The sequence below is a fragment of the Cohnella lupini genome (assembly GCF_003386205.1).
Taxonomy (GTDB): domain Bacteria; phylum Bacillota; class Bacilli; order Paenibacillales; family Paenibacillaceae; genus Cohnella; species Cohnella lupini.
The window spans coordinates 83,344-109,066 of sequence record NZ_QRDY01000011.1 but is presented as its reverse complement, the minus strand read 5'-3'; the positions used below and the strand labels follow the sequence as shown (position 1 = coordinate 109,066).

At 51.1% G+C, this 25,723-nt stretch carries 34 protein-coding genes and 1 pseudogene; 28 read left to right on the top strand and 7 right to left on the bottom strand.

Features of this window, described 5'->3' with window-relative positions; translation table 11 throughout:
- The first annotated feature begins 87 nt into the window (after positions 1-87).
- From DFP95_RS18275 to DFP95_RS18255, 5 genes are all read left to right on the top strand, one after another.
- Complete coding sequence (locus DFP95_RS18275) at positions 88-432, top strand: thioredoxin family protein (protein ID WP_115994101.1); 345 nt, start codon at positions 88-90, stop codon at positions 430-432.
- Positions 433-644: 212 nt separating this feature from the next.
- Positions 645-1,598: a COX15/CtaA family protein gene (locus tag DFP95_RS18270; protein WP_245987721.1), complete on the top strand. Its 954-nt coding sequence runs from the start codon at positions 645-647 to the stop codon at positions 1,596-1,598.
- A gap of 21 nt (positions 1,599-1,619) precedes the next feature.
- Entirely contained in the window at positions 1,620-3,401 is a 1,782-nt protein-coding gene (locus DFP95_RS18265; protein ID WP_115994099.1) for a UbiD family decarboxylase, read from the top strand.
- A 128-nt stretch (positions 3,402-3,529) separates the two neighbouring features.
- Positions 3,530-4,231 (top strand): Cthe_2314 family HEPN domain-containing protein, encoded by a 702-nt coding sequence (locus tag DFP95_RS18260; protein WP_245987727.1) that lies wholly within the window; start codon positions 3,530-3,532, stop codon positions 4,229-4,231.
- Between the two features lie 28 nt (positions 4,232-4,259).
- Positions 4,260-5,036 carry an SDR family oxidoreductase gene (locus tag DFP95_RS18255; protein WP_115994097.1) on the top strand — a complete coding sequence of 259 codons (777 nt, stop codon included), beginning with the start codon at positions 4,260-4,262 and terminating at the stop codon, positions 5,034-5,036.
- 70 nt (positions 5,037-5,106) lie between these two features.
- Here the strand turns inward: DFP95_RS18255 and DFP95_RS18250 are convergent, their stop codons facing one another.
- The gene (locus DFP95_RS18250) at positions 5,107-5,352 is read right to left on the bottom strand and encodes a NifU family protein (RefSeq protein WP_115994096.1); all 246 of its coding nucleotides are present in this window, start codon (positions 5,350-5,352) and stop codon (positions 5,107-5,109) included.
- Between the two features lie 96 nt (positions 5,353-5,448).
- On the opposite strand from DFP95_RS18250, the gene DFP95_RS18245 reads away from it, so the two are divergent.
- Positions 5,449-5,715: a YuzB family protein gene (locus tag DFP95_RS18245; RefSeq protein WP_115994095.1), complete on the top strand. Its 267-nt coding sequence runs from the start codon at positions 5,449-5,451 to the stop codon at positions 5,713-5,715.
- Here the strand turns inward: DFP95_RS18245 and DFP95_RS18240 are convergent.
- Positions 5,712-6,773 (bottom strand): NAD(P)/FAD-dependent oxidoreductase, encoded by a 1,062-nt coding sequence (locus DFP95_RS18240; RefSeq protein WP_115994094.1) that lies wholly within the window; start codon positions 6,771-6,773, stop codon positions 5,712-5,714. The two genes, DFP95_RS18245 and DFP95_RS18240, sit on opposite strands and share 4 nt — an antisense overlap.
- 82 nt (positions 6,774-6,855) lie before the next feature.
- Positions 6,856-7,959, bottom strand: coding sequence for an aminofutalosine synthase MqnE (gene mqnE / locus DFP95_RS18235; RefSeq protein ID WP_115994093.1), 1,104 nt, complete (start codon positions 7,957-7,959; stop codon positions 6,856-6,858).
- Between the two features lie 325 nt (positions 7,960-8,284).
- On the opposite strand from mqnE, the gene DFP95_RS18230 reads away from it, so the two are divergent.
- The 3 genes from DFP95_RS18230 to DFP95_RS18220 all read left to right on the top strand — a co-directional run bounded on the left by DFP95_RS18230 (position 8,285) and on the right by DFP95_RS18220 (position 10,335).
- Complete coding sequence (locus tag DFP95_RS18230; RefSeq protein WP_147304186.1) at positions 8,285-8,668, top strand: hypothetical protein; 384 nt, start codon at positions 8,285-8,287, stop codon at positions 8,666-8,668.
- Between the two features lie 50 nt (positions 8,669-8,718).
- Positions 8,719-9,078, top strand: coding sequence for an iron-sulfur cluster insertion protein ErpA (gene erpA / locus DFP95_RS18225; RefSeq protein WP_115994091.1), 360 nt, complete (start codon positions 8,719-8,721; stop codon positions 9,076-9,078).
- 222 nt (positions 9,079-9,300) lie between these two features.
- Positions 9,301-10,335: a tyrosine-type recombinase/integrase gene (locus DFP95_RS18220; RefSeq protein WP_115994090.1), complete on the top strand. Its 1,035-nt coding sequence runs from the start codon at positions 9,301-9,303 to the stop codon at positions 10,333-10,335.
- 191 nt (positions 10,336-10,526) lie between these two features.
- Here DFP95_RS18220 and DFP95_RS18215 read toward each other — a convergent pair whose 3' ends face one another.
- The 4 genes from DFP95_RS18215 to DFP95_RS18195 all read right to left on the bottom strand — a co-directional run bounded on the left by DFP95_RS18215 (position 10,527) and on the right by DFP95_RS18195 (position 12,419).
- Positions 10,527-10,811, bottom strand: a complete 285-nt coding sequence (locus tag DFP95_RS18215; RefSeq protein WP_115994089.1) for a hypothetical protein — start codon at positions 10,809-10,811, stop codon at positions 10,527-10,529.
- A 700-nt stretch (positions 10,812-11,511) separates the two neighbouring features.
- Entirely contained in the window at positions 11,512-11,769 is a 258-nt protein-coding gene (locus tag DFP95_RS18205; protein WP_115994087.1) for a hypothetical protein, read from the bottom strand.
- A gap of 59 nt (positions 11,770-11,828) precedes the next feature.
- Positions 11,829-12,068, bottom strand: a complete 240-nt coding sequence (locus tag DFP95_RS18200) for a hypothetical protein (protein WP_115994086.1) — start codon at positions 12,066-12,068, stop codon at positions 11,829-11,831.
- Positions 12,069-12,185: 117 nt separating this feature from the next.
- Positions 12,186-12,419 carry a helix-turn-helix domain-containing protein gene (locus DFP95_RS18195; protein WP_115994085.1) on the bottom strand — a complete coding sequence of 78 codons (234 nt, stop codon included), beginning with the start codon at positions 12,417-12,419 and terminating at the stop codon, positions 12,186-12,188.
- Positions 12,420-12,557: 138 nt separating this feature from the next.
- Here DFP95_RS18195 and DFP95_RS18190 point away from each other — a divergent pair, with 138 nt between their 5' ends.
- The 19 genes and pseudogenes from DFP95_RS18190 to DFP95_RS29440 all read left to right on the top strand — a co-directional run.
- On the top strand, positions 12,558-12,794 hold the full coding sequence (locus tag DFP95_RS18190) for a hypothetical protein (protein WP_115994084.1): 237 nt from the start codon (positions 12,558-12,560) through the stop codon (positions 12,792-12,794).
- 72 nt (positions 12,795-12,866) lie between these two features.
- Positions 12,867-13,100, top strand: coding sequence for a hypothetical protein (locus tag DFP95_RS18185; protein WP_115994083.1), 234 nt, complete (start codon positions 12,867-12,869; stop codon positions 13,098-13,100).
- Positions 13,097-13,489 carry an HNH endonuclease gene (locus tag DFP95_RS29825; protein WP_115994082.1) on the top strand — a complete coding sequence of 131 codons (393 nt, stop codon included), beginning with the start codon at positions 13,097-13,099 and terminating at the stop codon, positions 13,487-13,489. Before DFP95_RS18185 ends, DFP95_RS29825 begins: the two co-directional genes overlap by 4 nt.
- The gene (locus DFP95_RS18175) at positions 13,486-13,830 is read left to right on the top strand and encodes a hypothetical protein (RefSeq protein WP_115994081.1); all 345 of its coding nucleotides are present in this window, start codon (positions 13,486-13,488) and stop codon (positions 13,828-13,830) included. Before DFP95_RS29825 ends, DFP95_RS18175 begins: the two co-directional genes overlap by 4 nt.
- An 87-nt stretch (positions 13,831-13,917) precedes the next feature.
- Positions 13,918-14,301: a LytTR family DNA-binding domain-containing protein gene (locus tag DFP95_RS18170; protein WP_115994080.1), complete on the top strand. Its 384-nt coding sequence runs from the start codon at positions 13,918-13,920 to the stop codon at positions 14,299-14,301.
- A 1,900-nt stretch (positions 14,302-16,201) separates the two neighbouring features.
- Positions 16,202-17,131 (top strand): hypothetical protein, encoded by a 930-nt coding sequence (locus DFP95_RS18160; protein ID WP_115994078.1) that lies wholly within the window; start codon positions 16,202-16,204, stop codon positions 17,129-17,131.
- 137 nt (positions 17,132-17,268) lie between these two features.
- Positions 17,269-17,667, top strand: a complete 399-nt coding sequence (locus DFP95_RS18155) for a hypothetical protein (protein WP_115994077.1) — start codon at positions 17,269-17,271, stop codon at positions 17,665-17,667.
- Positions 17,668-17,716: 49 nt separating this feature from the next.
- Complete coding sequence (locus DFP95_RS18150; protein ID WP_115994076.1) at positions 17,717-18,103, top strand: hypothetical protein; 387 nt, start codon at positions 17,717-17,719, stop codon at positions 18,101-18,103.
- 3 nt (positions 18,104-18,106) lie between these two features.
- The gene (locus tag DFP95_RS18145) at positions 18,107-18,325 is read left to right on the top strand and encodes a cold-shock protein (RefSeq protein WP_115994075.1); all 219 of its coding nucleotides are present in this window, start codon (positions 18,107-18,109) and stop codon (positions 18,323-18,325) included.
- Entirely contained in the window at positions 18,325-18,774 is a 450-nt protein-coding gene (locus tag DFP95_RS18140; RefSeq protein WP_115994074.1) for a hypothetical protein, read from the top strand. Before DFP95_RS18145 ends, DFP95_RS18140 begins: the two co-directional genes overlap by 1 nt.
- Complete coding sequence (locus tag DFP95_RS18135) at positions 18,767-19,405, top strand: hypothetical protein (RefSeq protein WP_115994073.1); 639 nt, start codon at positions 18,767-18,769, stop codon at positions 19,403-19,405. The genes DFP95_RS18140 and DFP95_RS18135 overlap by 8 nt, the downstream gene beginning before the upstream one ends.
- Complete coding sequence (locus DFP95_RS18130) at positions 19,405-19,719, top strand: hypothetical protein (RefSeq protein ID WP_115994072.1); 315 nt, start codon at positions 19,405-19,407, stop codon at positions 19,717-19,719. Before DFP95_RS18135 ends, DFP95_RS18130 begins: the two co-directional genes overlap by 1 nt.
- The gene (locus DFP95_RS18125; RefSeq protein WP_115994071.1) at positions 19,716-19,979 is read left to right on the top strand and encodes a hypothetical protein; all 264 of its coding nucleotides are present in this window, start codon (positions 19,716-19,718) and stop codon (positions 19,977-19,979) included. Before DFP95_RS18130 ends, DFP95_RS18125 begins: the two co-directional genes overlap by 4 nt.
- A 58-nt stretch (positions 19,980-20,037) precedes the next feature.
- Positions 20,038-20,445: a hypothetical protein gene (locus tag DFP95_RS18120; protein WP_115994070.1), complete on the top strand. Its 408-nt coding sequence runs from the start codon at positions 20,038-20,040 to the stop codon at positions 20,443-20,445.
- Positions 20,446-22,389, top strand: a complete 1,944-nt coding sequence (locus DFP95_RS18115; protein ID WP_115994069.1) for a phage tail tape measure protein — start codon at positions 20,446-20,448, stop codon at positions 22,387-22,389.
- Between the two features lie 4 nt (positions 22,390-22,393).
- Complete coding sequence (locus DFP95_RS18110) at positions 22,394-22,675, top strand: DUF2577 family protein (protein ID WP_115994068.1); 282 nt, start codon at positions 22,394-22,396, stop codon at positions 22,673-22,675.
- Between the two features lie 61 nt (positions 22,676-22,736).
- Entirely contained in the window at positions 22,737-24,485 is a 1,749-nt protein-coding gene (locus tag DFP95_RS18105; RefSeq protein ID WP_115994067.1) for a hypothetical protein, read from the top strand.
- Between the two features lie 17 nt (positions 24,486-24,502).
- Positions 24,503-24,952 (top strand): phBC6A51 family helix-turn-helix protein, encoded by a 450-nt coding sequence (locus tag DFP95_RS18100; protein WP_115994066.1) that lies wholly within the window; start codon positions 24,503-24,505, stop codon positions 24,950-24,952.
- 651 nt (positions 24,953-25,603) lie between these two features.
- Positions 25,604-25,714, top strand: a pseudogene (locus DFP95_RS29440) (iron-sulfur cluster assembly accessory protein); the annotation flags it as partial.
- Positions 25,715-25,723 lie beyond the last annotated feature (9 nt).

Genomic DNA, 25,723 nt, shown 5'->3' with positions numbered 1-25,723 from the left:
CTTTCGACGCAACGACTGTGCAAAGCTTTATTATGCTCTCGATCGTCGTTTATAATGGAATTAGAAAAAGAGATGGAGGTACAAACGATGCGCAAAATTTCGGAAGAGTCGGCCTTTCGCGAGCAAGTAGGGGGCGAAGGATTGACGGTCGCTATATTCAAGGCCACATGGTGCAAGGATTGTCATTTCATTGAGCCCTTCATCGCCGACGTGGAAGCAAACTACGCCGATCGGTTAACGATGATCGAGATCGATCGCGACGAAATGCCCGATCTATGCAGCGAGCTCAATATTCTTGGCATTCCGAGCTTCATTGCTTTCAGGCAAGGACAAGAGCTGGTCAGGTTCGTAAGCAAGCTTCGCAAAACCCGCGAGGAAATCGAGCAATTCCTCGATCGGGCGGTCGAAGTGTCGGGTGCTTTGGCTAAGTAAACCGCAATAGAAACGAAGAGCCTCTTTATCCGTTCGAGCGGGTGAAGAGGTTTTTTGATTATAAAGAAGCCCGCGCGATAAATAAGGCAATAATAAGACCTCTCTCGTCCGGAACCCAATGTTCACATTATGAACATGGCTTTGAAAGTTGGCGTTCGGTATAATGAGAAATGGCTCCTAGCGCCTACTTTCACAAGAAATCGGGGATGCGCATGACCTCACAAATGACCTCGCAAAGATATCGATTATTAACCTTGCTTACATGCATCGGCATGTTCTTGGTGCTTATAGCCGGAGTTCTCGTTACGAACACGGATTCCGGACGAGGGTGCGGTTCGGACTGGCCATTATGCCATGGTCGTTTCGTGCCGGCGCATACGGTTGAGTCCCTGGTCGAATACAGTCACCGGATGATCAGCGGCCTGGTCGGCTTGCTGGTAGGGGCGACTTTCCTCGTTACGCGTTTCTGGAAGCCTGCCCATCGCAAGGAAAACATGCTGTACGCCGGAGGCGCGCTGCTGTTTACCGTGATGCAGGCAATTCTTGGCGCGATGGCCGTCGTATGGGAGCAATCCTCTCTCGTCCTGGCGCTCCACTTCGGAATATCATTATTCGCCTTCACGTGCACATGGTTGTTGTATACTTTAGCTAAACGGCAAGCCGGAGAGAATTCGGGCTCGGTCACCGGGAATGCCGGATTGGACAAACCCTTGTCCTCGCTGCCTAAGGCGCTATTCCGCAGCGTCTTGGCCGTTCTCGTCTATTGTTACGGCGTCGTATACTTGGGCGCTTATATTCGACACACGAGCTCAGGCGGCGCATGCGATGGATGGCCGTTGTGCAACGGCGATGTCGTCCCCGAGCTGACAGGCTCGACGGCTGTCGCTTTTGCCCACCGGATCGCGGCATTGCTGCTGCTAGTGCTTGTCGCTATTCTGGTCGGCTACGTCCGTAAAACGGCAGGAAAGCCGTCGGAATTAGCTTCTATCGCCAACAAGGCGTTAACGCTCGTTATTCTTCAAGTCTTTAGCGGCGGATTGTTATCCTTGACGCTCAGCAACGAAGACGTCTATATTTTCACCGGATTGCTTCATACGATCATCATCTCGGCTCTCTTCAGCATGCTGGTCTTATTGACGATTCGCGCGAGGCAATTGTCTCGATAGTAGCCATTCGGAGGTTAGGACATGATTTTTGAATCGTTAAGGCCTTTCATAGAAGCATTGAGGCAAAATAAAGAACTCGCCATCATAGACGCCCCCGTCGACCCCGTCCTCGAGATCGCTGAAATTCATCGTCGCGTCATCGATAGGGAAGGCCCGGCGCTTCTGTTCACGAACGTGAAGGGGAGCCCGTTTCCCGTCGTGACCAACTTATTCGGGACTAGCCGCAGGGTTGACATGGCTTTCGGACCGAGACCCGAGCTCTTGGTGAAAAGGCTCATCGGCGCGATGGATACGTTGCTTCCTCCAAGCTTGCCGGCGTTATGGCGGGAGAAAGATATGCTCTTCGATCTCGTCAAGGTAGGGTTAAAGAACGTGCCGAAGGAACGCGCGCCGATCTTGCAAGCCGCGAGAACGGAAAGGCCGCTCGCCGGGCTGCCTGCTCTTACGTGCTGGCAAGAAGACGGAGGGCCATTCGTGACGCTGCCGTTGGTGTATACCGAGGATCCTCGCAACGCGAAGCAGCACAATTTGGGCATGTACCGGATGCAGGTCTACGACGATTCGACGACCGGCATCCATTGGCAGATTCACAAAGGCGGAGGCTTCCACTATCACGAAGCCGAGCTTCGCAACGAAGCCTTGCCCGTATCCGTGTTCTTGGGCGGACCTCCGGCGCTCATCGCATCGGCTATCGCTCCGGTACCGGAGAACGTGCCGGAGCTGCTGCTGGCATCGTTCATCGTGGGCGGCAAGCTCTCGATGGTGGACAATCCTTACGGCGGGCACCGAATTCCCGCGGAAGCGGAATTCGCGATCGTCGGCCACGTTCCTCCGCACGAGCGGAGACCGGAAGGGCCGTTCGGCGATCATTTCGGCTATTATTCGCTGACTCATGATTTCCCCGTCCTTAAGGTCAATCATATGTGGCACCGCAAGGATGCGATTTATCCGGCAACGATTGTAGGTAAACCGCGGCAAGAGGACTATTACCTCGGAGAATTTCTTCAGAGGCTGCTATCACCGGCTTTCCCAATCGTCATGTCGGGCGTCAAGAGCTTGTGGACTTACGCGGAGACGGGCTTTCATCCTTTGGCCGCGGCGGTCGTCAGGGAAAGTTATTCCCGCGAAGCGCTGACTTCCGCGTTCCGAATTCTCGGAGAAGGCCAACTTACTTTAACGAAATTTCTGATATTGACGGACAAGCCGATGGATTTGGCGAATTTCCCGTTATTGCTTGAAACCGTGCTTGAACGCTTCGATCCGCACAAGGATTTATTCGTATTCGATAATACGTCGCACGATACGCTGGATTACACGGGACCGCGGCTTAATCACGGCAGTAAAGCCGTCCTGATGGGCGTAGGCGACCCGATTCGCAAGCTGCCGGGCGAATACGCGGGCGGAGACATAGCGGGCATACGGCGCGTTAAGCCCTATTGCAGAGGCTGCTTGGTCGTGGAAGGCGCGGAATATGCCGCGGATCCCGAATTGGGCGCGCGTTTGGCGGAAAAGCTCTCGGCGGAGGGTTGCGAATGGCCGCTCATCGTGCTTGCGGACGACGTCGATATCGCCGACGGGCAAACATCGTTTCTGTGGACGACGTTCACTCGCTTCAATCCGGCCGCAGACTTATACGCGGCAAGCGATGCGGGCCGTCATCATATCGGATATCGGCTGCCGATCGTGATCGACGCGAGGATGAAGCCCGGCTATCCGGACGAGCTGTTCGCGCGGAAGGATATCGTCGAGCTCGTGGATCGCCGTTGGAAGGAATATTTTCAAGCATCGACATGGAATGGTTAAGGTTCTTATGATTTAATCAAGGGACGGCCGCGTTCAATCGTCATCGGTTGAGCGCGCCGTCCTTTATGCGTTACAATGGAGAATGAAGTCGTCTTGAACGTAGTCGAGGAGGAAGAGATTTGCTAAGAATGCTGTTCGGGGAAGAGCCGAGAGAGTGGACGGGGACGTCGCTCGATACGGTGCAATCGATTGAGCAATTTGCTCTGCTTGCTTCGGGGCTGGCCGAGCGGCAGCCGGACAAATTCTCGACCTATCGGACGTACGCGATATGGGCCGAAGGTTTGCTTCGCTCCATGGACGAGCTCGAACAAAGCGGTTATGCGGCTAAGAAGTACGCAAGCCTGGTTAGACACGTTCATATAGATGAGCTGTCTTACAAAGAGAGGCTTAATTATAATCGGCACGTCTATTACGACAAGAACGCATATATTCGCGCGTTCGCCTTGCTCGATAAGCTGGGGACGTTGCTTAACCGGCTGCTCGACTTGCGTACCGAGCGGATTAAAGCGCGTTTCTCCTATTTTACGGTGCTTCGCAATCTACGCGAAAACCATCTTCACGCGGAGCTGATGAAGCCGCTTAACGAATTGAAAGAGCGTCACCAAGGCGCTTTCAACAGGCTGCGCAGCCGAAGGAATCTGGAAATCCATCAGATGAACGCGGAGCTGGAAGACGATCTTAGCCAGAGCCTCGCGAATAACGGGGAGCGCAGGAAGCTGGAAGATATCGCTGCCAACATGGCGGATTTGGACCAAAGCTGGGAGATGGTTCAGGGCTCGCTCAACCACGCATTCCGGTTTGCGTGCAAATGGCTTCGCAGACTCGAATAAACGTTAGGATGGGGAATGGGGGAGCTATGTGAAGCTATTGGGTAGGACGGCATTGATTACGGGAAGCGCAAAGGGACTGGGACGCCGGACGGCGCTGGAGCTCGCGTCGTACGGGTGCGATGTAGCCATCAATTACGTGTCGAGCCGGCAGGAGGCAGAGCAGCTCGCCGGGGATATCGCTTCTATGGGGCGCCGCTCATGCGCCATTCAAGCGGACGTAGCGAAATCCGACGATGCCGAACGGCTGGTTACCGAAGTGGAGAAAACGTTGGGCGGCGTCGATATCCTCGTGAATAACGCAGGGCCTTTCATCCGTGAACGACGCTTATTCGCGGACTATCAACCGGAGGATATCCATTATTTGATGAACGGAAATCTCGTAGGGACGATGCTCATGGACCATCGCGTTCTGCCGGGCATGAGGAGTAGGCAATGGGGGAGAATCATTCATTTCGGTTTCGGCCACGCATCCGAAGCGAGGTCTTGGCCTCATCGCGCGGTATACGCCGCCGCGAAGGTCGGTCTCGTCTCCTTTACGAAAACGTTGGCGGTCGAAGAAGCCTCTAGCGGCATAACCGTCAACATGATATGCCCCGGAGACATACGCGGCGGCAACAAGGAGAAGAGCATAGTCGACGTGGCCGGCATAATCGACGACGAATCTCCCCGTGGCCGTCCGGGGACGGGCGAGGACGTAGCGAGAATGATCGCTTTCCTCTGTCTGCCGGAATCGGACTTCATTACCGGCAATACGATCGACGTATCCGGCGGATTGGATCCGATTCGCACTCATTTGAAAAGATAGGATCGAAATGACAGACAAAAGGCCCTGCCGCGATGGCAGGACCTTCTCGACTTTCTGATATGAAGAAAAATCAGAACACTTGAACGACTTCTTGAATGCCTTCGACTTCTTCCAGCAATGCGCGCTCGATACCTGCTTTGAGCGTGATCGTGGAACTCGGACAGCTACCGCAAGCACCCATTAGGCGCAACTTTACGATACCGTCTTCAATGTCGACCAATTCAACGTCTCCTCCGTCGCGTTGCAAGAAAGGACGCAACTTGTCGAGAACGTCGATGACTTCGTCATACTGCGTGCTTGGAGCATTGGTACTCATAATCATCCACTCCTTTCAACTTCTATTATAGTACAAAAAGTCAGGTTTTCAAACAGACTGTTGTTAGTAATTCGCTTAAAGAAAGGAATTCGTCTTATGAATATCGTGGAATTTTGCGTAAGCAACATGCACCACGGAACAGATCGGGTATTAGAGAAGCTCGAAATCCTTCCGCATATCGAAGTGATCGAATACGGTTGCTTGGGAAATTGCGGAGAATGTTACCTATCTCCCTATGCGCTCGTTAACGGCGAAAGCATCGTCGCCGAGACGGCCGATCAGCTATACGACCTGGTGCTGGCCGCTATCGATAAGCAGCAAGACGATCTGGCCGCGCTAGATAAGCTATTGGACGACCTTTAACCGAAGTGGCGTTTGCTTTTCCAGAGCACTCCGCTTTTAAGCATACGCGGGATACGACCGAGCAACGGCGTCGAACCCATTAATCCGAATCCGGCTTTCTTACCTAAGGAACCGAGCACTCCCTTAAGCTTAATGCGGGAGAGCTTCGGTTCTTTATTTTCCCAACGGGCGCGAATGACTTCCGCTACTTGCTTACCTTGAGCCCCGGCAAGCTGGGCGCTCGGAGAGTAGGGTTGGCTGGAGCAATCGCCGATGACGTATACGTTAGGGGCGTCCGGAAGCTCATGCCATTCGTTCACGATTAATCGACCTTGGTTATCCTTGGCTTGCGTCATGCGCTGAACCAGCTCCACTGGCTGGATTCCCGCCGTCCAGACGGTCACGTCGCTGAAGATCGGCTCGCCTCCGCTGTGCAGGATGGTGCCTTGCTCTAACGAAGTAATGCAAATATGAGACCTCATCTCCACGTCGTGCAGGCGGAACCAAGAGGCGACGTACTCCTGCAATTTGCTAGGGAATGCGGACATGACGCTGTTGCCTCGATCGAGAATGCGTATATTGACGTCCGAGCGGGCTTCCCTTAATTCGGCGGCGATTTCCACGCCGCTCAGTCCGCCGCCTACGATCGTTAATTGTCCATAGGGACGAATATCATTGATTTGTTGATAAGTGCGTCGGGTAGAGGAGAGCGATTGGATACTGCAGGAATATTTGGATGCACCGTCTATACCGTGGTAATTATCGGTACAACCAAGCGCTATGACCAATGAATCGTAGGAGATCGGTTCTTCGTTCTCGACATGTACGAGACGGTTGTCCAAGTTTAGATCGGTTATGTTTCCGTAAACCATTTTCAGTTGGGGATGAACGGGGTAGTTCACGCGTATGTCCAGATCGGATACGGTTCCCGCGGCCAAAGCGTAATATTCCGTTTTCAGTCCTTGGTAAGGCATGCGATCCACGAGTATTAATTCGGCATCCTTCGGCAGATGCTCAAGCAGTTCCTGGACGACCGTGAGTCCTCCGTAACCGCCTCCTAAAATAACGACTTTGCTCATGCGAATGATCTCCTTTTGCAGTTGTTGGCTTGCCTTAGTATGACACAGAAGAGCCCCCGTCTACACGACGGGGAACCCGGTGTTATTCGTATATTTTCATCTCGTTATAGAATGTGTCCCGTTCCACGGGAATCCGGCCCGCGCCTTTAATCAACCACACAAGGTCTTCGCGCGTAATGCCGGCCGGAGTAAGGGCTCCCGCCGCATGGCTGATTTTCTCGCGGACGATCGTGCCGTGCGCGTCGGAAGCGCCCATCGTTAGCGCGACTTGCGTCAACTGCGTGCCGATGTTGATGAAATAAGCCTTAATATGCTGGATATTATCAAGCATGAGACGGCTGATGGCAATTGCCTTCAAGTCGTCGAAAGCGGAGTTCCGGCGACGGATGCTCGCTTTCGGACTGATCGGTTGCATGGAGAGCGGAATGAACACTTGGAATCCGTTCGTCTCGTCTTGTAAATCCCGAATGTGGAGCATATGCTGTACACGCTCTTCGAGGGATTCGACCGATCCGTACAGCATCGTCGTGTGCGTCTTTAACCCAAGCTGGTGGGCCGTGCGGTGAACGTCCAAGTATTGCTGAATATTCGCTTTGTCCACCCGCATTTTTTTGCGGTACTGATCGGACAGGATTTCCGCGCCTCCGCCGGTTAAGGTTTCTAAGCCGGCCTCGATAAGACGCTCCAATACTTCCTTGTAAGTCAAGCCGGAAATTCTGGAGAAGAAATCGATTTCGGCAGCGGTGTAAGCTTTCATCGTTACGTTCGGATACTTCGATTTCAACGCGCGGATCGATTCCACGTAATATTCGAACGGCACGTTCGGATTGTGTCCCCCCACGATATGAAATTCGCGAACGCCTGGGTGTATATGCTCCTCGACGTAATCGATCATTTCTTGAGGCGATAACGTATAAGAGCCTTCTTGCCCCTCATCCTTGCGGAAGTTGCAGAAAGCGCAGTGCGCTTCGCATACGTTAGTGAAATAAAGGCTCATGTTCTCGATGAAATACACTTTTTTTCCATTTTTCCTTAAATTAACCTCATTGGCTAATTGACCGATCGTAAGCAAATCATCAGAACGGTAAAGAAAGACGCCATCTTCCAAAGACAGCCTTTCGCCATTTCTGACCTTGTCGGCGATTTCCGCCATTTGTCGATCGGGGTCCGTCGTAACGAGCGTCATGACATGCGCCTCCTGTAACCCAGTTTTCTAAAAGATGAAGTACGAATGATGAAGCATTTGAGTTTGTGAAAAAAAGAACTTACCAAGTCTGCATGCGAGTCCTTGGGTGAACAACTGTAAATATTATAAACCTCATCATAATCCTCGGCAACTGGAAATAGAAAACGTATAAACGTTGGCAAAATGGGGAATGAACTTGAATAATAAACAAATTATGGTTATGTTATTAATAAAAATACGAACGAGGCGGTGCATTCCACTGAAACCTGAGATTTTACCACTCAGTGAGCTTGAGAAGATGGACGAGGCGGAGAAGATACAAACATTGCAACAGTATAGGGCGGCCTATACCATTAAGGACTTAGGACAGGCATGGAGCTTGTCTAACCCGATTCAATATTATATGTGGCTGAAGAAACAGCGCATATACGAGCAGATCGTGCGTCGCGCGGATAAATTCGAACCTTCGAAGGAATGGAAGAGAATACAGGACTCGGGGGTTCGCGAAGCGGATCGGGAACGCGTTCGCGGATTGTCCGCGGATCAATTCCGCTACATGCTGGATACCGACTCGACGGGACCCGAGCTGGCGCTAGTTTTTAGGCGGCTGGCGGATTTCCTGCAGAACGAGAAGGGGCAGTTCCGCTGCAGGATCGAGCTTAAAGCGATCGCGCAGCAAATTGCGGGCGATACTTCTCTTGAGGCTTGAGGCTCTCTAAGGTATACTAGAGAGAGAACAGGCACGGGGAGGGAACCGAAATGGTTAACATAAGCGAGTCGGCCACCGACAAGATTCAAGAAATGCTGGCGGCGGAAGAAGCTCCGAATTTGTTTCTGCGCATTGGTGTTCAAGAAGGCGGATGCAGCGGATTTTCTTACGGCATGGGATTCGACGACGAGTTCCACGATAACGACAAACAGATGGAAGTCGGCGGAGTCAAGGTTGTCGTCGATGGGGATAGCATGAAATATTTGAACGGTCTCGAGATTGATTGGAAAGAATCCGCCATGGGCGGGGGCTTCACGATCAACAATCCGAACGCCACGGCGACTTGCGGCTGCGGATCATCGTTCCGCACGGCGACCGAAGCGGGTAATCCGGCAGCGGAGCCTTGCTAAGACCGTGCCACATCAACGTTTTTAGCTTCGTAGGCTTTCCGGTGATTTAGTCGGTAGCCGTTACGGTAGCTAACGCGATGATTGCGGATTGTTGGACGGGAAGTGTACGTTAACAATCCCGAATTGTGTACGTTAACAACCCTTAAATGTACGTTTGTGGGTTGTGGATTACGGCCTCTATGACGATATTAGTCCGCGACTAATCGTTATGGAGGTCTTTTTATGTCGTTAAAGAAGCGTGAGAGGCGCGTACAGGCCGGAGGACGCACGGAAAAGCTTTTCCCGGATATACCACTAGACCAAGGGCTTGACCTCGTAATAAGCGCTAAGAGGTCGGAGGGGCTGCGCGACCGTACGTTAGTGGATTACCGGAAGCATTACGGATATTTTACGAAGTGGATACGCGAGAAGCATCCGGAGGCAGTTTATGTCGGAGACATTACCGTTGCGATGCTGCGCGATCACATTTCGTATATGAAATACGACCACACACGTTACGACGGTCACACGAATATCCCATCGGAGGGACAACGGGTCGGACTAACGGATACTACGATTAATATCCGGCTGCGGACGTTGAAAGCGATTTTCAATCAGATGGAACGCGATGAGCTAATCGAAGATAATCCGGTTGCGAAAGTTAAGTTAATCCGGCAAGACGTTGACTTAACGAACTGCTTTACTGATGACGAAGTAAAAGCGATTCTCGCACAGCCAAATCAAAGGGACTTCGTCGGCTTTCGGGATTTCGTAGGGATAATGTTGATGTTGGACAGCGGGATGAGAATTTCGGAAATGCTAAGCCGTCGCGTTCCGGATATTGACTTTCAGACGCGGTTTATTACGATGCCTGGAGACTCAACAAAAAATCGACGCCCGCGGCTTGTACCGATATCTGGATATACCGCGAAGTTACTGTTGCAGCTAATCGAGGAGAACCGCAAACACTTCACGACCGATCGGTTGTTTCTTTCGTGTTACGGGGACCCCGTTTCCGCAAATCACTTTAATAAACGCCTAAAGTATTACGGTGAGAAGGCCGGCGTCACTGCCAAGAAAATGACAGCTCACGTTTACAGACACTCGTGGGCAAAATCGATGGTACTTAATGGAGCTGACGCGTTCACGGTTCAGAAAATGGGCGGTTGGAGTGATATACGCACGATGAGGCGATATATTCAGATGGATACGGGGGACATGCGGAGAAGTCACGATACTCACACGCCGGCGGCCCGGTTTATGAAGAAGCGCACGTGAGTCGCGGCATGGTCAGCGGCGAGTAAGACGGATCGACCGGAGATACATCGCCTGGCGGATGAGGTGCGAAAAGTGGCGGGGATAGCGATTAAGTAGATTAATAGATGCGGCTCACTAGCGAAGTTACGGCGGTTTTATACCGCTAATGACTCCGCTTGGTGGGCCGCCTATTTTGCGTTTACATATACGATTTAATCGAACGCTGCGAACAATGTAACTCCGACTTGTGCGACCGCGGATAGCGCCAGCACCCAAGTTAAAATCGCAATAGTCCGCGTAGACTTTTCGGTTCTATTTGCAGTCTGTTCTGTGATTTTTGCAATATAAATCTGCGTAAGGAGTTCATATGTATTAGTTACGCGATCGTAAATAAATGCTTCTCCATCTAAGTATTTGATGAATGCCACTTCTTCTTCGGATAGATTAAACTTATCAATTATTATTTTTGATAGTGGAAGATTGTAGTTCACAGCCATATTCTCCCTCCTCTCTCACTCGCTATAAAACGTACAGTTGGCGCGCGTGGAAGTTAGCGGCGGCATTACGGGGAGCTCCAAATAAACAAGATTTAATCCCTCCCCAAGTACAGACCGAGGATTCGCCCGAGATCATCCCTATGTTTAAGGTTTGATTTTCTAAGCTCTCCGGACGATTCTGGATCACAATTAAGGCCATTTGCCAAGCCTATTAAACATCGGCTAGCATCATTGATGTTCTCCCGATTCGGTATTGCTTTGAATCTAATAACTATTCGTTTGCAGGATAATTGCTGATAATATCCGAGAAGTTCACTAGCTAAAGTCCGAAAGTCTTTACTTGCATTAGTTATCGGCTCATCCTGCCTCGTCATTTCGGTTAATGGTCTGGGGCTCGAATATACATTAGCGTGGTAGATAAGCGCGAATGTAATTTTACCCTTAAGTTTTTTGAACTCTGCTAAAGGCTCGAGAACTATTTTTAGGAATAATTGACTAACAATAAAGATGATAATCCCTCCTAGAATCGTAAAGGAGGCTGTAATAATTGAGTTCTGCATATGTTACCTCACAGTTTGATAATTTTTCACAACTACTTATTCAATTCGACACAATAACAGAATTTTCCTGCAAACAAATAAGCCCACTAGACACACTACGTAATCAATCCGTAGTCATATCTGGTGGGCTCTTTCTGCGTTTACTTGTTGCTTATTTTGTGAAGGTGACGTAGGATCTCGCCTATTCCCATCGTAATAATGCCGAGAGGAACCGCGATGACTAGATAAGACATATCCATCGTAAACCCAAGTATAGCGCCGAGTATCGCGATAATCATTCCGGATATTCCATAAAAATTTATCGCGGACTTTTCGTTAATCTGCGCGATTTCCTCTTCGTTGCGTTTCCGCCATTCCGCTAGTCGGTCTGAGTCCTTTACTTCGTTTTCAATTGGCATATTTCGCCTCCTAGCTGTCCTTTACTCTCTAATTCGACAAAGTGGAAGAAAATCCCTTCTTATTTGCGCGGAAACCCGTAGACGAGTAGTAGCACGCCAATAAACGTAAGCGCCGGCACGAATACATTATCGAAGAAGCTCGCTACGTGAATCTCCGGACTCGCGTTAATATTAGCCGCGTACATTGCTGCTCTCTCGTTACTTTGCGCGATAATCGATCCCACGCGTTCGATCGCGTAGATGATGCCGGCGGCGATGAGGAAAGCCGCTCCTAATTTACGATAATGGTCGTTTGCCATCGTGAATACCTCCGTTATATAACCGTGATGTTGCCGCGCTAGGCTATATCGGGGTAACGGTGCGGGGCGGAGTGGGGCGCTAATTTGATGGTGATTTTCCACGCTGTAACCAACTAGTCAAGAAGTTCCGTTGTGCTCGAGTAAATCCGCGATCGTATGCTTCTTACCCGTCATTGCGTTTATCGTGTCGATGATATTGCTCAATGTATCTAAATCGATACGCCTCGTTTTACCTTCACACATCTCGTATATAAGATTCGGGCGAACTTTTGCCTCGCGCGCCAGTGCATTTTTCGTAATTCCTACGCGCTCCAACGTTTCTTCTAATTTAATCCGGATCGTCAACGCCATCACCTCATACCTCCAATTATAACGTATTAATAATCTTCTGAAAATTATCGGTTGACGTTTATCGATAGGCGTTATATACTGACGTTAATCAATAGACGTTAATCATAATACGTTAAACAATACAAGGAGGTTTCACTCATGACAATTCGCTATTATCGTCACGTCACCGGTAATTTTATTGTAAATCTCATTGGTATGAATCAACGCATTTCCGTAAGTCCAGCCGTCATGTCGCGTGTCATCGTCGGGCTTTCTCCGCGCGCTGTCCTAGGCTCTGCCCCGGTAAGCCTAGATGAAGCCGCCACTTTAGGATTTTTACCCTCTGGACATCATACGCGATTGGAGGTGAGTGAACGTGACCTTGTCATCGCGTAAACGTATGGTTGTTCGTTTAGTCGGTGTTTTATTATCAGAGCTCCTTCGCGGAATGATTGGAGGGTTGGCGCGATGAAACGATACCGTATCCGCGAGTTTGATTGTTCAACGGGAGACTTCAAGCCGGAAGAGAGTTGCTATCGTCATATGGCGTTCTATCTTCGCGCCGTCAATCGTTACAACGCTGCTCGATTCGATATCCTACGTGGGAGATCCGTTAAGGCTCCGCCGATCTCACGACCAGGCCGCCTGTTTGCGTTGAAGATTGCGCTTAACGAGCGTCTAGAGAGGGGCACGCCAGTATGATTGAATTAGCTCCGATTGACGGTATTGTCTACGTTAGGTCGCCGACCAAGTCAAGTACCAAATGGTTCGCGCAGATCGATGTCGCCCTGGCTTCATTACTTGTACGCGAGCAGGCTGCGGTGGTTAAGAGTCCGACCGTAATTGTTAGGCTTTATGATGCACGAACCTTCCGCCAATTCGTACTCGAGCGCGATGGCTATACGTGTGTTTATTGCGGAGAAGTAGGAGGTAATTTAACGCTCGACCACGTTGTACCGCGATCCAAGGGGGGAAAGTCTACGCCGCTTAACGTTGTTGCCGCGTGCCTACGTTGTAACCAATCAAAGGACGCACTCGACCTTGATGATTTCATATGCCTGCTACCGCGGGGGAGGAGTATTCCGATATGAAAAAAGTTGCGTTGATTCTCGGCCCGTACGATGATTCCGGCGACGGTTCCGGCCACAGTTACGTAATGGAAACCGGCTACCTCGTTGATGACCGCCATGTCATGTATATCGACGCAGAAGGCGACCTATGGGTCGAACCGGTCCGCCGCGTTGACGGGCGCAAGACGTTGTACATTCCGTCCGATGTCGGGTCCGGCGTGAAGCTTGCAACGGGCGTCGAGCGCGGGGACATCGTCATTAGCGAAGTACATGCGCGATTGGTGGGTATGACCGGGTGGGCGTTCCTCACGAATGTGCTTTTACCGAGTGATAACGCGGTCGAGCTCGAACTTTTAGAATGATACGAGCGGAAGGAGGACGGCGGTAAAGCACGCAGGAATCCGAGCCTTTATATATGAAGTCAATTTGAAGAGGAAGGGCGTGCGTTTATGCATTTGCCACTAATTTGGCGCGAGAAAAATAGTGATTTCGAGATTGTTCACGTTGACCCACGCGATATCCTGTACATTTATGTAGAGGGCGGATCCCTTCGCTATCAGACGGCTGATCGGACCTACACGCAGATTACGACGTTGGACGAGCAGGAGCGTTACTTGCGTGACCAAGGATTCGTTCGAACGGAGCGCGGCTATCTCGCTAACATTGACGCGGTAACCTGGTATGACCCGGCGTTCGGACGGCTCCAATTCGGGAAAACATCGGATGATGTGGCGTTATCCGTACCGGTATCTCGAGCAAAGAGTGGCGCTGTGAGGGCGCTAAACTTACGCGAGGTGCCGCCGGTACGTTTTGGGCGGTATGCTTACATTTGAAATTACGGGCGGTTCGTCGGCGGCAACCGACGCGATCGCATCCATAGCGCTAACTATGGTACACGCGTTAAGATTATGTAGACGATTCGTTCCCAACAGGCGGGGGAATGAGTCGTTTTTATTTTATACGTAATGACAGGAACATACGTTCCATTTTTATTCTCGTATTTTCTCCGTCAAATTATCGTCTGTAATTCGCTAGACTACGATAACCCTACCGGAAAGCTAACGCGCCTATTTCGCGGTAATAACGTGGGGAGTCTGCGGGCATTCACGTATACAGACCGTTCGACGTCGAACGATTTGGTGACGACGTAATCTCGGAGTTACAAATCGGGACTCCGCGCCCTCTATTCAAGACGCGAGGACGTCCTCGCATTTGGGTGACGCAAATCGGTGTACGTACACCGAAATGGGGCTTCGCGCACTTTACGAAATCGCCACTCTCCCGTCTGATGAGCGCGACCGTCCGCACATGGTACCGTCATCCGGTCAAGCGAAGCGTCTAGATGAAATGACCGTCCGCGAGCTGCGCGAAGTCGTTCGCGATAGTGTGCGAAATGAGGTCGGCCGTCGTCATACGTTATATATTCCGCGAAAGTGTGCGAAAGAGGCCGCGGGGTACGGTTAACTACGTATAGGAGGCGCGATTATATGAGTTTTATCGTTTGGTATCTGCGGAGGCGTTGGCGTCTATACCGGGCATTTCCGGTTTGACGGCTTAAAAACCGCGTTAAATATGGCGAAGTTGTGAACAATTGGCGGAAACGACCGTTTTTATTAAAACAATGCGTCTTGTACCTTGTATTTTATCCCGTTAGTTACCCTTACGTTATGGAAGAATAAAATTCAAAACTTACCGTATATTCCGTTTCATTTCACGGCAATACGTATTGAGGAAGTTTTTTATATTTCTCCGCACGAGTTACTTATATTTCTCGCAGTTTCACGGCTATATCTTATGAGGGGATCACCCAGGATAAATAATATTTGCGGGTGCTTGTATTTCTCCCGATTTCACGGCTATACGTTATAGGAACGTTAACCCTCGTCTCGTACCGGATGCCTGGCGGTATGTAGGCGTTCTTTTATTTGCTCGACTAGTTCCGGAAATTAGAACGAATAGGAGGCGTATATGATGTCCGTTGTTAACGAAAGGAATCTCGCAACTATCCGCGAGGTATATCGATTGTCTTGCGAGGATGTAGGCGCACTAATGGGCGTATCCGGCCGCTTTGTTTCATACGTAGAACAAGGCGCTCGAAACTTACCGACTTACCGTGCGGATTTGTTAGCGAAGGAATTAGCGCTCACACACGAAAAGGTAACGCGATTAACCGAGATTTACGAAATGGCGCGGAGTAGTGAGCGGCCGGCTGCGTTATTTGCCGGTTTAATTTAACGTAGGTTACTAGTGCGTCCATTAGCGAGGAAGACCGCCTCATTCATTACCTTCCGCGTTAAAAGCGTACGCGTCAGGGATTATCAATAACCCTTATCGCGATAGAGTTAACGTAGTAGAAAAGCATCTTTAAAAACTGTCGTGAGCGGCGTGCTCTTAGCCGGTCACTAGCAAGGAAGGGAACGCAGTTACCGATATGACGCGGTAGGCACTTAGGCTCAAAGGGAATGTCAACATTCCACGCGAGCGGTACGACGGTACGCGCCGGCTTTTAAAAGCCAACGAGAACATACGTATATCAGGAGAAAACGGAATCACCTATATATTCTAACGCGGAGGTTCTTAGAGAATATATAAGAGAAGAGGGACAGACGGACCCGAAAACGCCGAAATCTACCGCGGCTCTAAGCGTCTCGGCATTTTAGGGGTGTTCCCGAAAAGACACCTAATATACCCGTTTTGTTCCCGAAAAGACACCTAATTTTAAGGAGGCGGAGAATGGGCATTGAAGCAACGAGGGAATGGAAAGGTATGCAACCACGTCAAAAGATTCGCATGCTTGAGACACAGAAAAACGGCAGCATAGTTGACGGCGCCATATTGGCAACGGACGGAGTAGACGTTTCCCATCGGCTCATGATAGTTCCGCGAAAGACGATGGCGCAACAGAGATACGCACGCAATCGTTCGATAATGGGATTATTTGCGGAGGAAAACGGTGGTTACGTATCGGCGTTATTTGAATCGTGTATAACGATGGCCCAACGGTTCCCGTCGCTTTCGCAATCGGATATTGCTCGACTAATGTTTATTGGAACATACACCGGATATAGCGATGGCCGCCTCCGCCACGACAACGGAACAACGATCGATCGCGTCGCACTTCTAAAGTTGACCGGGATGAGCCGTGCTCGCTATTCCGAGTTTTATGGTCGGCTACTAGTGGAAGACGTTATACGCGAGGCAGGTAATACGATTATCGTTAATCCTACGGTGTTCCAGCGCGGCGAATCCGTGGATGGAACCAACGATCTTCAGCGTATCCGTCTTTACCGCCAATCTATCAGAGAGTTATACGAACAATACGGTAAGGGACGCGATGTTAAACAACTCGCTATAGTGTTTACGATCATTCCGTTTCTACATTTCAGTACGAACGTGGTTTGCTTTAATCCGCAGGAATATAACATTGATCAGATACAGCCGATGACGGTCGATAAACTCGCTGCGATGTTAAATTACGCGCAGACGTCAAAGTTAAAGGCCGCCATGAACAACGTTAAACTAGGCGGACGACCGGTCTTCGTATTCGTAGAGGACGTTCATGATAAGCGTAAACGTCGTATCGTGGTCAATCCGCGTGTCGTATTCGCAGGTAATGCGGACGGGCTGACGCAACTTCGAGCAATATCCGTGTTATTCAACTAAGCGCAGACGGCAAATACCGCCCGAAGCGCTTTTTATATGTCCGAACGTTCATGACGCGAAACTGAAACGGGAAATCGACCGGTGAAAATCCAAAGACGGACGCAGACGGTCAGCGATTCGCATAGGGAACGGTTGAGATGAAAGTATCACAGGAAGACGGCTTCACTTACGTCACATACCACGACGACAAGCGGCCGCTTAAGCTCGTCCCGTTCTTTATCGACGGTATCGATCGCGAAATTATCTTCTCACGTATTCTCAAATTCATCGAATGTAAATCGAACGCGCCGGCACACCTCGCGAGAATGGAACCGGAAAAGTGGTGGTCATTAGTTGAGCGGTTATCTACACTTGTTTGCCGCGAGTTCTCACCAACTGCAAATTGGGGCGTCACCAAACCGGAAATACGTGGTGTCGTTTATTTCGTCATGAACGAGGGTGTGCGGGCGGGCGCGTGGCCGGAAACGTATATGATGACGCAGACGACGTTCGTACAATACTGCGAAGTTGGCTGCGATTACGGGATATCCGGATGAATGCGCTAATGCCGGCATCGAAGTGATAACAAAGCGGAGGTGAGGCGGGTTGATAACGGCAACCGTCACGTTTCACCGAAATAGCGATCGCCACATTGACGCGTATGGAATCTCGCTTCACCGCGACATGCGTAAGACATACGCGATTGCTTCGGTATTTTTGGACGAACCGCTAGGCGTTAACGATGCCGTGCGGGATGCGATGGCTACTGCCGCTATAATCTCGCGGGATAATACGTGCGACGTGCTAGTCATCGGAAGCGAGAAACCGTTTAAGCATCCGGCGAGCCGGGCGCGGTTTGAGAAATCAGTTGTAAGCGTTAGAGCAAGGATGCAATTTTCATACAATCCACCGCGGAAAAAGGACAGCCAGAGATATGCACGTGACGCAGCTATCCGGAAAACAACAATCATTGAAAAATTCGAGGAGGAATAAAAAATGGAATACGGAAAAGTGAAATGGTTCAACGCAGAAAAAGGATACGGGTTTATTGAACGGGATAACGGGGGAGATTCTTTCGTTCATTGGAGCGGAATCGCCGGCGAAGGATACCGGAACTTGGAGCAAGGGCAGCGCGTTGCGTTCGACGTTGAGTCGGAAGGGGATTCCCGGACCAAGGCGGTGAACGTAGTGGTCATTTACGAGGGTGAGCAATAATGCGCCCGGTCATACGATTAGTCATCGCGGAGATCGACGCTGTTCCGTTCATGGTCGCTAACTACTACGATCAAGCCGGGCAACATGCGGACGTAATACTGAAGCCCGCAGTAAGCAACTTCGCCGTACGCCAATCCATCGCGGAGCTAATGCGTGTTCACGAAGTACAGACGGCGGATTTATATACGGATAACGACGACGTATACAAGACGTTTCTTCCGGCCGCGGGTATCAACGTGCATTACGAATCGAAGGCGGCATTGCGGGATGTGTACGCTAACTTGGCGGCGGATTCTCCAATATTCCCGGCAATCCGCGAGTTATTCTTCGCGCCAGAAGCGGACAAGCCTGCGGCGGATCCGGCACCACAAAACGAAGCGATTACGGAGCGACCGTCCAAGTGGCGGCGTTTAATCCAATTTATGAAGGAGTGTTTCGCACGTGATTAAATTCGAACTGAAAGAGGCGTACGAAAAGCAAGACGCCAGGTTTGCGGAGATTAAAGCCCGGTATCAACAGGCGGTCATAGATGCTGGAACGCGATTAGCCGACTTGAAATCCGAGCAGGAGGAACTGCTTCGTCAGGAATTTTCGACCGGGGCGGACCTCAGCAAAGAAAAGGCAGGAGTGCGCGTAAAGATTGAAGAGGCAGAGCGCCAATTAACCGCCGCCGAGACTGAGTCACGAAAAGCCAACGATTACGCACGCGATTCCGCCGCCGAAGGTCGAATTACCGTACGTAATCTAGTCATTGAGTGGAACGGAAAGCACCGCAACAAAATACGTGATATTGAATTAGACCCGATTATTGAGCGAATGTCAGGTGCCCGGAACGCCTACTTAAATGCAGTTCTCGATTATTATGAATTCGACAGGATGTATTCACCAGTATGGGTGGAGATGTGTGATTTAGAACGCATTGATATTCGTCCTGGCGATGGTTTGGCGGTTCATAAGATCGCAACTCCCGCGGACCTGCCGCAGATAACAGACGACGACCTATCGTATATCGAGCACTACCACAAATTGCCTGAAGGTGTAGAGCGTTCGACGGTCACGCCGACGGGAGGTAAGCGCTAATGAACCAGGCTCAGATATCAACGATTGTTCGCGATATGACGCAGAAGGTGACCGAAGGTGCGCCAACTACACGCGAGGACGTTGAACGTATGGCCGCCGCCGCCCGTGCCTCCGGTAATCTGGAACACCGGGCTCTTTACGCGGCTGTGCGTGCGCTACTCCCGGACGTCCCGGATGATGAGCGGACAATAACGGCGGATGACGTTGCCGCGGCCGGGCAAAAGGCGAAGAAGACGGGACGTATCGAGGACCGTGTAGCTTATGTAAGGATTAAAGACCAATTTGCGGAACAAGAAGGGAGCGCTAATCAATGAGGGTTTCAAATAACGGAAAAACAACGGTAATCGACGGTGACGAGGTAGTTGTAGCGCGCGCAGCCAGTATCGATATGAACGCGCCATATTGGGAGTACGTAGGATCGGACGGGGAACTGGTCCGGGTAGACGTTTCCGCTCACCGGACGAATATGGACGTGCTATCCCGGCTTTATCAGAAGGCATACGCGAGTGGGCGGTCAGAAGATGCAGCCGGGTATGTTCGGCACAAAGCGCGAGTGTTGGCGCTGCTTAACTAAACGAAAATACACGAAGAGGCGCTCCGATATGGGGCGCTTTTTAATATGGAGGAAAACGATGAACATAGCTGATCGTTTATACGCGAGGGTATCGGAAATATGCGGAAACGTGGCGCCATTTGCCGGTAGTTATTTGAAGTCGCGGCTCGAGGCGTTCGAACGAAACGAAATCGGAATCGTACAGTTCAAACTCGACATGCGCATTGCATCAACGCGGCTCAGCGAAGCCCATGCGGAATTGAACGCGATTAGATTTCCGAAGTTCCGGGAACGAGTCGCACACGCAGGATTAGCGTCGGCGCTTCAACACTATGGACGCGCGATTCCGCTAATGGTACAAGCGGTGGAGACGGATAATCCGGCGCTATTACGTAGGGCTGACGGCCACATTGACGCGGCGAGTCGCGGGGCTGACGCGTATTTTTCGCGAGTATACCGGTCCCGTACCGAAAAGGTGGTCGGGTAAATGAGCTTCGACTTAACGGCCCGCCTACGTTTAATAGACGGCATGTCCGGCCAACTACGTAATGCATCAAATAGCTTAACGCGATTTAGTACGGGCGTATTGAAAACGTCGATCGTAGTTGGCGGACTAAGCGCAGCTATCGCCGCGACCGCCGTCGCCGCTTCCTCCGTAAAGAAAGCGATGAACTTCGAGGCGCAGATGGCGTCCGTAAGCTCTCTTGATAAGTCGCTAAAAAAAGGTACTGAGGGTTACAAGCAAATGTCCGCGCTCGCGCTAGAGATGGGCGCAAAAACACAATTCGGAGCGCTGGATGCGGCATCCGGAATCGAGGAGCTTCTTAAAGCGGGCTTAACCCCGGCAGCCGTTCAAGCGGGAGGTTTGGAAGCCGCGCTTAATCTTGCAACTGCCGGTGGTCTTGAGTTAGCCAATGCGGCCGAGATTATGTCTACGGCACTCAATTCGTTTAAGAGGGATGGGCTGACCGCGGCAGAAGCTTCGAACATACTCGCTGGAACCGCTAATGCGTCCGCGACCGGTGTCGACGAGCTGCGCCAATCGCTTGCGGCGGTGGCTTCCGTAGCATCCGGAGTAGGATTGACGTTCGAGGATACGAATATCGCGCTCGGATTATTTGCCAACAACGGGATAAAGAGCTCGGATGCGGGTACGTCGCTAAAAACGATGCTCCAAAACCTCCAACCAACAACGAAGGATCAAATTGCGTTGTTCGAGGCGCTAGGACTCGTAACCGAAGACGGCGCAAACGCCTTCTACGATTCACGCGGAAACATCAAGTCGTTGCAGTCTATATCCGGTTCCTTGCGTAAATCGCTCGGTAGGCTTACGAATCAACAACGTGCTCTCGCGTTAGAGACGATGTTCGGAACGGATGCGGTCAGGGCCGGAAACATCCTATATAACGAGGGTGCGGACGGCGTTAAAAAATTCCAAACGGCTATGAAGAAGGTCAGCGCGCTCGACGTCGCAAAGGAAAAGATGAACACGGCGGCCGGCGCGGTCGAACAGTTTAAGGGCGCGCTCGAAACGTTGCAGATATCCGCGCTGCTTCCGACAATGCCGCTGATTCAAGACGCGTTCGGTAGGTTGGCCGGCTACGTTGACGCGAACACACCGGCTATAACAGCGGCTATGCAACGGATGACGGATAAAGTTAAGAATTATCTTCTCACGCATTTTACCAACAATCCGGAATTTCAGCGGATCACGTCGCTTCAGGGAAAAATTACGTTCGTGTACGAGGATATTATGAAGTCCTTTAACGAATGGATGAATGCCGGCGGGCGAGATAAGGTAAACGCGCTATCTGAGAACTTAGTCAATACAATGGCGACCGCGCTTAGTGCCTCTGCTCCTTTATTAGAGGCAGCGACTAAACTCGGAGCAGCAGTCGCCGAAGGAGTAGCAACAGGGTTTTGGGAGTTAATAAAGAAAGACCCTAAACTCGCCGCGATAATTGGGGGAGCTACGGGTGGCGCTTTTGCAGGATTACCGGGGGTTGTAATTGGAGCCGGGGCAGGAACAGCGCAGCACTATACAAACAAAGCGGTTGATACTCTCGTTAAGCCGACGGGAAACTGGATGACTGAAAATGTCATGGACCCTTTTGCAAAGTTCATTAAGCCCGCAACTGACTTTATATGGGGCGATCAAACGGGAGTGCCAATCAGTAGTTTTAATCCATTTCCCCACGCGGCCGGACTCGACAACGTCCCTTATGACCAATATCCCGCAAGCTTACACAGAGGAGAGATGGTTTTAACTCGGACGGAGGCGTCTGCTGTGCGCGAAGGTGGCGGAAAAGTCGGTAACGGCGGTGCGCCAACGGTCAACATCACCGGAAACACATTCCATATCCGTAATGAATCGGATATAGACGCGCTTGCTGCGAAGTTGGCGTACGCTATCACACAAGGGAGGGGTTAAACGAATGTTTGTGTTTGATCGACATAGTTCGGGAGTCTCCAAACTTTATCAAGCAATTAAGAAGGTCGGCTACAACAAGGATGTTGATTTAGAATTCGCACGTGTAACGGCAGGATACCCGGATATACGAATTAGGGTAAATAATATGCCCATTGACTTGGACAAAGATGATTTCTTTATCTGCGAAAGGCTGACGGAGCACGAAAGGCCGCTAGCAATTGGTGACCGAGTGCTCGTCGCGGCGTTTAGCGGTGATCAAATGTTCGCAATTATCGATAGATTCTAAATAAGTAAGTGCGGGGCCTGCTTCGGCGGGCTCTTTTTATTTTTAAAAAGGGGGTTACGATTTGGCGTGGTCAGACAACAAGTGGTTAAGCCGGCCCGAGCGCGAGGCCCGGATCGACCGGTTAACGCAGCATATGACGAGGTTGCGCGCACTATACGATACCGGTAAGGCAACGGCGGAACACGTACGGACGCTATTTAGCCATCGGGATGAGGTTACGCGCCTTCAGCGGATAAACCGTGCGGAGAACGACGTAGCCTACTTCGCGTATATATATCTTTCCGATAGCCATAACGCGGACAATGATGCGAATATCATCCGCCACGCGCCCGGCAAGCTACATGACGGTATAGATGACATGGCGCAGCTTCATCGCGAGTTTTTCGACCTATGCGATAACGTAAATGTGACGCAAGACGCACGCATAGCGATCGCAAGTCCGCGCGGCCACAACAAATCCGGTACGTTTTCGAATATCCTTCCGCTCCATCAAATCGCGTTCCGTAAGCGGAAATACATCCTCGTAATTTCGGAGACGGACGCCATTTCGAAAAAGCTGACGGGATGGGTTAACGGCCAATTAAAGTTTAACGAGATGCTCCGGAACGACTTCGGTCCGCTGCTTCATCCGGTCAGCACAAAGAACGAGAAGGACAACGAAGAGGCGTTCCTAACTACGACGGGAACACTCGTCGAGGCGTCATCGTCCGGAAAACAGTTACGGGGAAAACGTAACGGCGCCAACCGCGTTGACTTATGTATCATTGACGATCCGTCTTCGTTGAACAACGAGGGGACTCGGGAAGCGCGGGAGAAGTTAATCCACTGGTTTAACTCCGTTGTCATGCCGATCGGACAAGTTAATACCGCGTTTATCGTTGTAGGCACGCTTGTAACGCCGGACGGTCTATTAAAGCACGTACTTGACCGGAAAGACTTTCAGCGTTCGCTATACGGCGCCATCACGTCGGATCCGGATAACGCCGGCTTATGGGACCGCTACTGCGAGGTTTACGCGAAGGGTGACGACATGACCGAAGCGGACGCCTTCTACGAGGAGAATAAAGCCGAATTGGAGTGCGGTTCGGAGGTGGCGTGGCCGTGGCGTTGGAGCTACCGCGAGCTAATGCATGAACGCGTAAATATGGGCGCCCGCGCCTTCAACTCGGAATATCGAAACGTGGCGTACTCGGAAGAAGACCGCTTGTTCTTCCCGGATAGGTTCGGTTACTACCATTACGAGAACGAACACGGCCGTAAGGTTATCGTCTACGAAGGGGAACGGATTCCCGTCGATAGCTTAACGGTTAGTGGCGCGTGGGATCTTGCGATGGGCCATAACTCGCGCTCATGCTTGAACTCCGTCGTTACCGTAGGTCGACACGAGCGGACCGGCCGCATTTTCGTGTTGGACGAGTATTCTTCGAAAGAGGCGCCGCATGTCTTTATGAACATCGTCATCGATAAGATTCGCACATTCAGACATAACGCGTTCTCTATTGAATCGATTAACGCATATCACGAGTTCTATCGGCAGCTCGCGGAAAGGCTCCGCATCGAACGCATGTATAAGACGCGGTTACATCCGGTTAAATCGCATAAGACGTCGAAGAGCCAGCGTATCGAATCGCTTGAGCCGTTGGTCCACAACAAGACGCTAATCTTCAGCCGGAGCCATACGACACTCATCGGCCAACTCGAAGAATACCCGGACGGCGTGTTAATTGACGCGGCAGATGCGCTCCAAATGGCGGTCGAGAACGTGTCGAAGCCGAAGAGGACTCTCCGCGATAAGCCGTTATGGTTATAAAATAGGAGGAATCATATATGTCGAGAATCAAGGAACGCTTAGAATCGAAGCTAACGGTTCAGCAACGGAAGGCGGCCGCACTCCTCGTCGCGAACGAATGGGGCGAACTAACGGAAGACGGTAAGAAGAAGACGCAGGCGGAACTCGCGGAGGTAGTCGGAGTCACACGCGGGACGTTATACACCTGGCGCCAGGACGACGACTTCATCGCGTACGTTAACCTACTCACCGACCGCGACCTTAACGCGATGCGGACGGTAGCTAACGCGCAGCTTATGTCGTTGATCAAAGGGGACAAGACGAACGGCATCGCATCCGTCAAGGCGCTGGAGATGTTCTATAAGCGCCACGGCCTACTGACCGACCGTCAAGTCGTCGAAACGGTAACGGACGGCGGCGCATATGAATCCGACGAGGACATTGAAAAGGGAATAGCGGAAGTCGACGCTATACTCGCGGAAGGGTAACGAATTGGGGACGCATGATGACGTGAAAGACTACGTCTGATTGCGTCCCCTTTTTTCGTTTATGTACGACCACTAACCGGATCGATCAAGCGGACCATTAACGCATTGACCGCGCGGCTTGACCGGGGGAACGACCGTTTGATTCCGGGATACAATTCCGAACACAGTTGCAGCGTGTCTCCGGCGGGGGAGGCGGTGAAATCTCGGGGGTTCGGCGTATAGTTATGCGGTCGATACGTATACGGACGGTCGGAAACGCAATGCATAAACGGAGCGATCGCGAAGAGTGGCGGAAAACCGCGCGGTTACGGGATTTGTGGGGACCACCGGTGGATTGCGGATTGATGATTAACAATTGTGCGTATGTATAACGGATGCATACGGGCTCAGACCCCCAAGACGGGGGTACGCAGGCCCGGCGTTACCTCTTCGCTGAAAGTAATTATCACATTTTTATGCGGGGGTACTCCGTTAATTATTCGTAGCTTATAACAACCGCGAATTCATTGCGTAAACTTGCCCGCTTGGGTATAATTGGGTTAGCGCGGTTATCCGTCATAGAGGCCCACACACCGCAATCCACGTATACAATCCGCAATCACGATAAACGTCCGCAAACGTTGATTTAACGGGGTTTTAGCCGACCGCTAGCTTACCGGAGGCTTCACGATCAACAATCCGAACGCCACGGCGACTTGCGGCTGCGGATCATCGTTCCGCACGGCGACCGAAGCGGGTAATCCGGCAGCGGAGCCTTGCTAAGACCGTTGG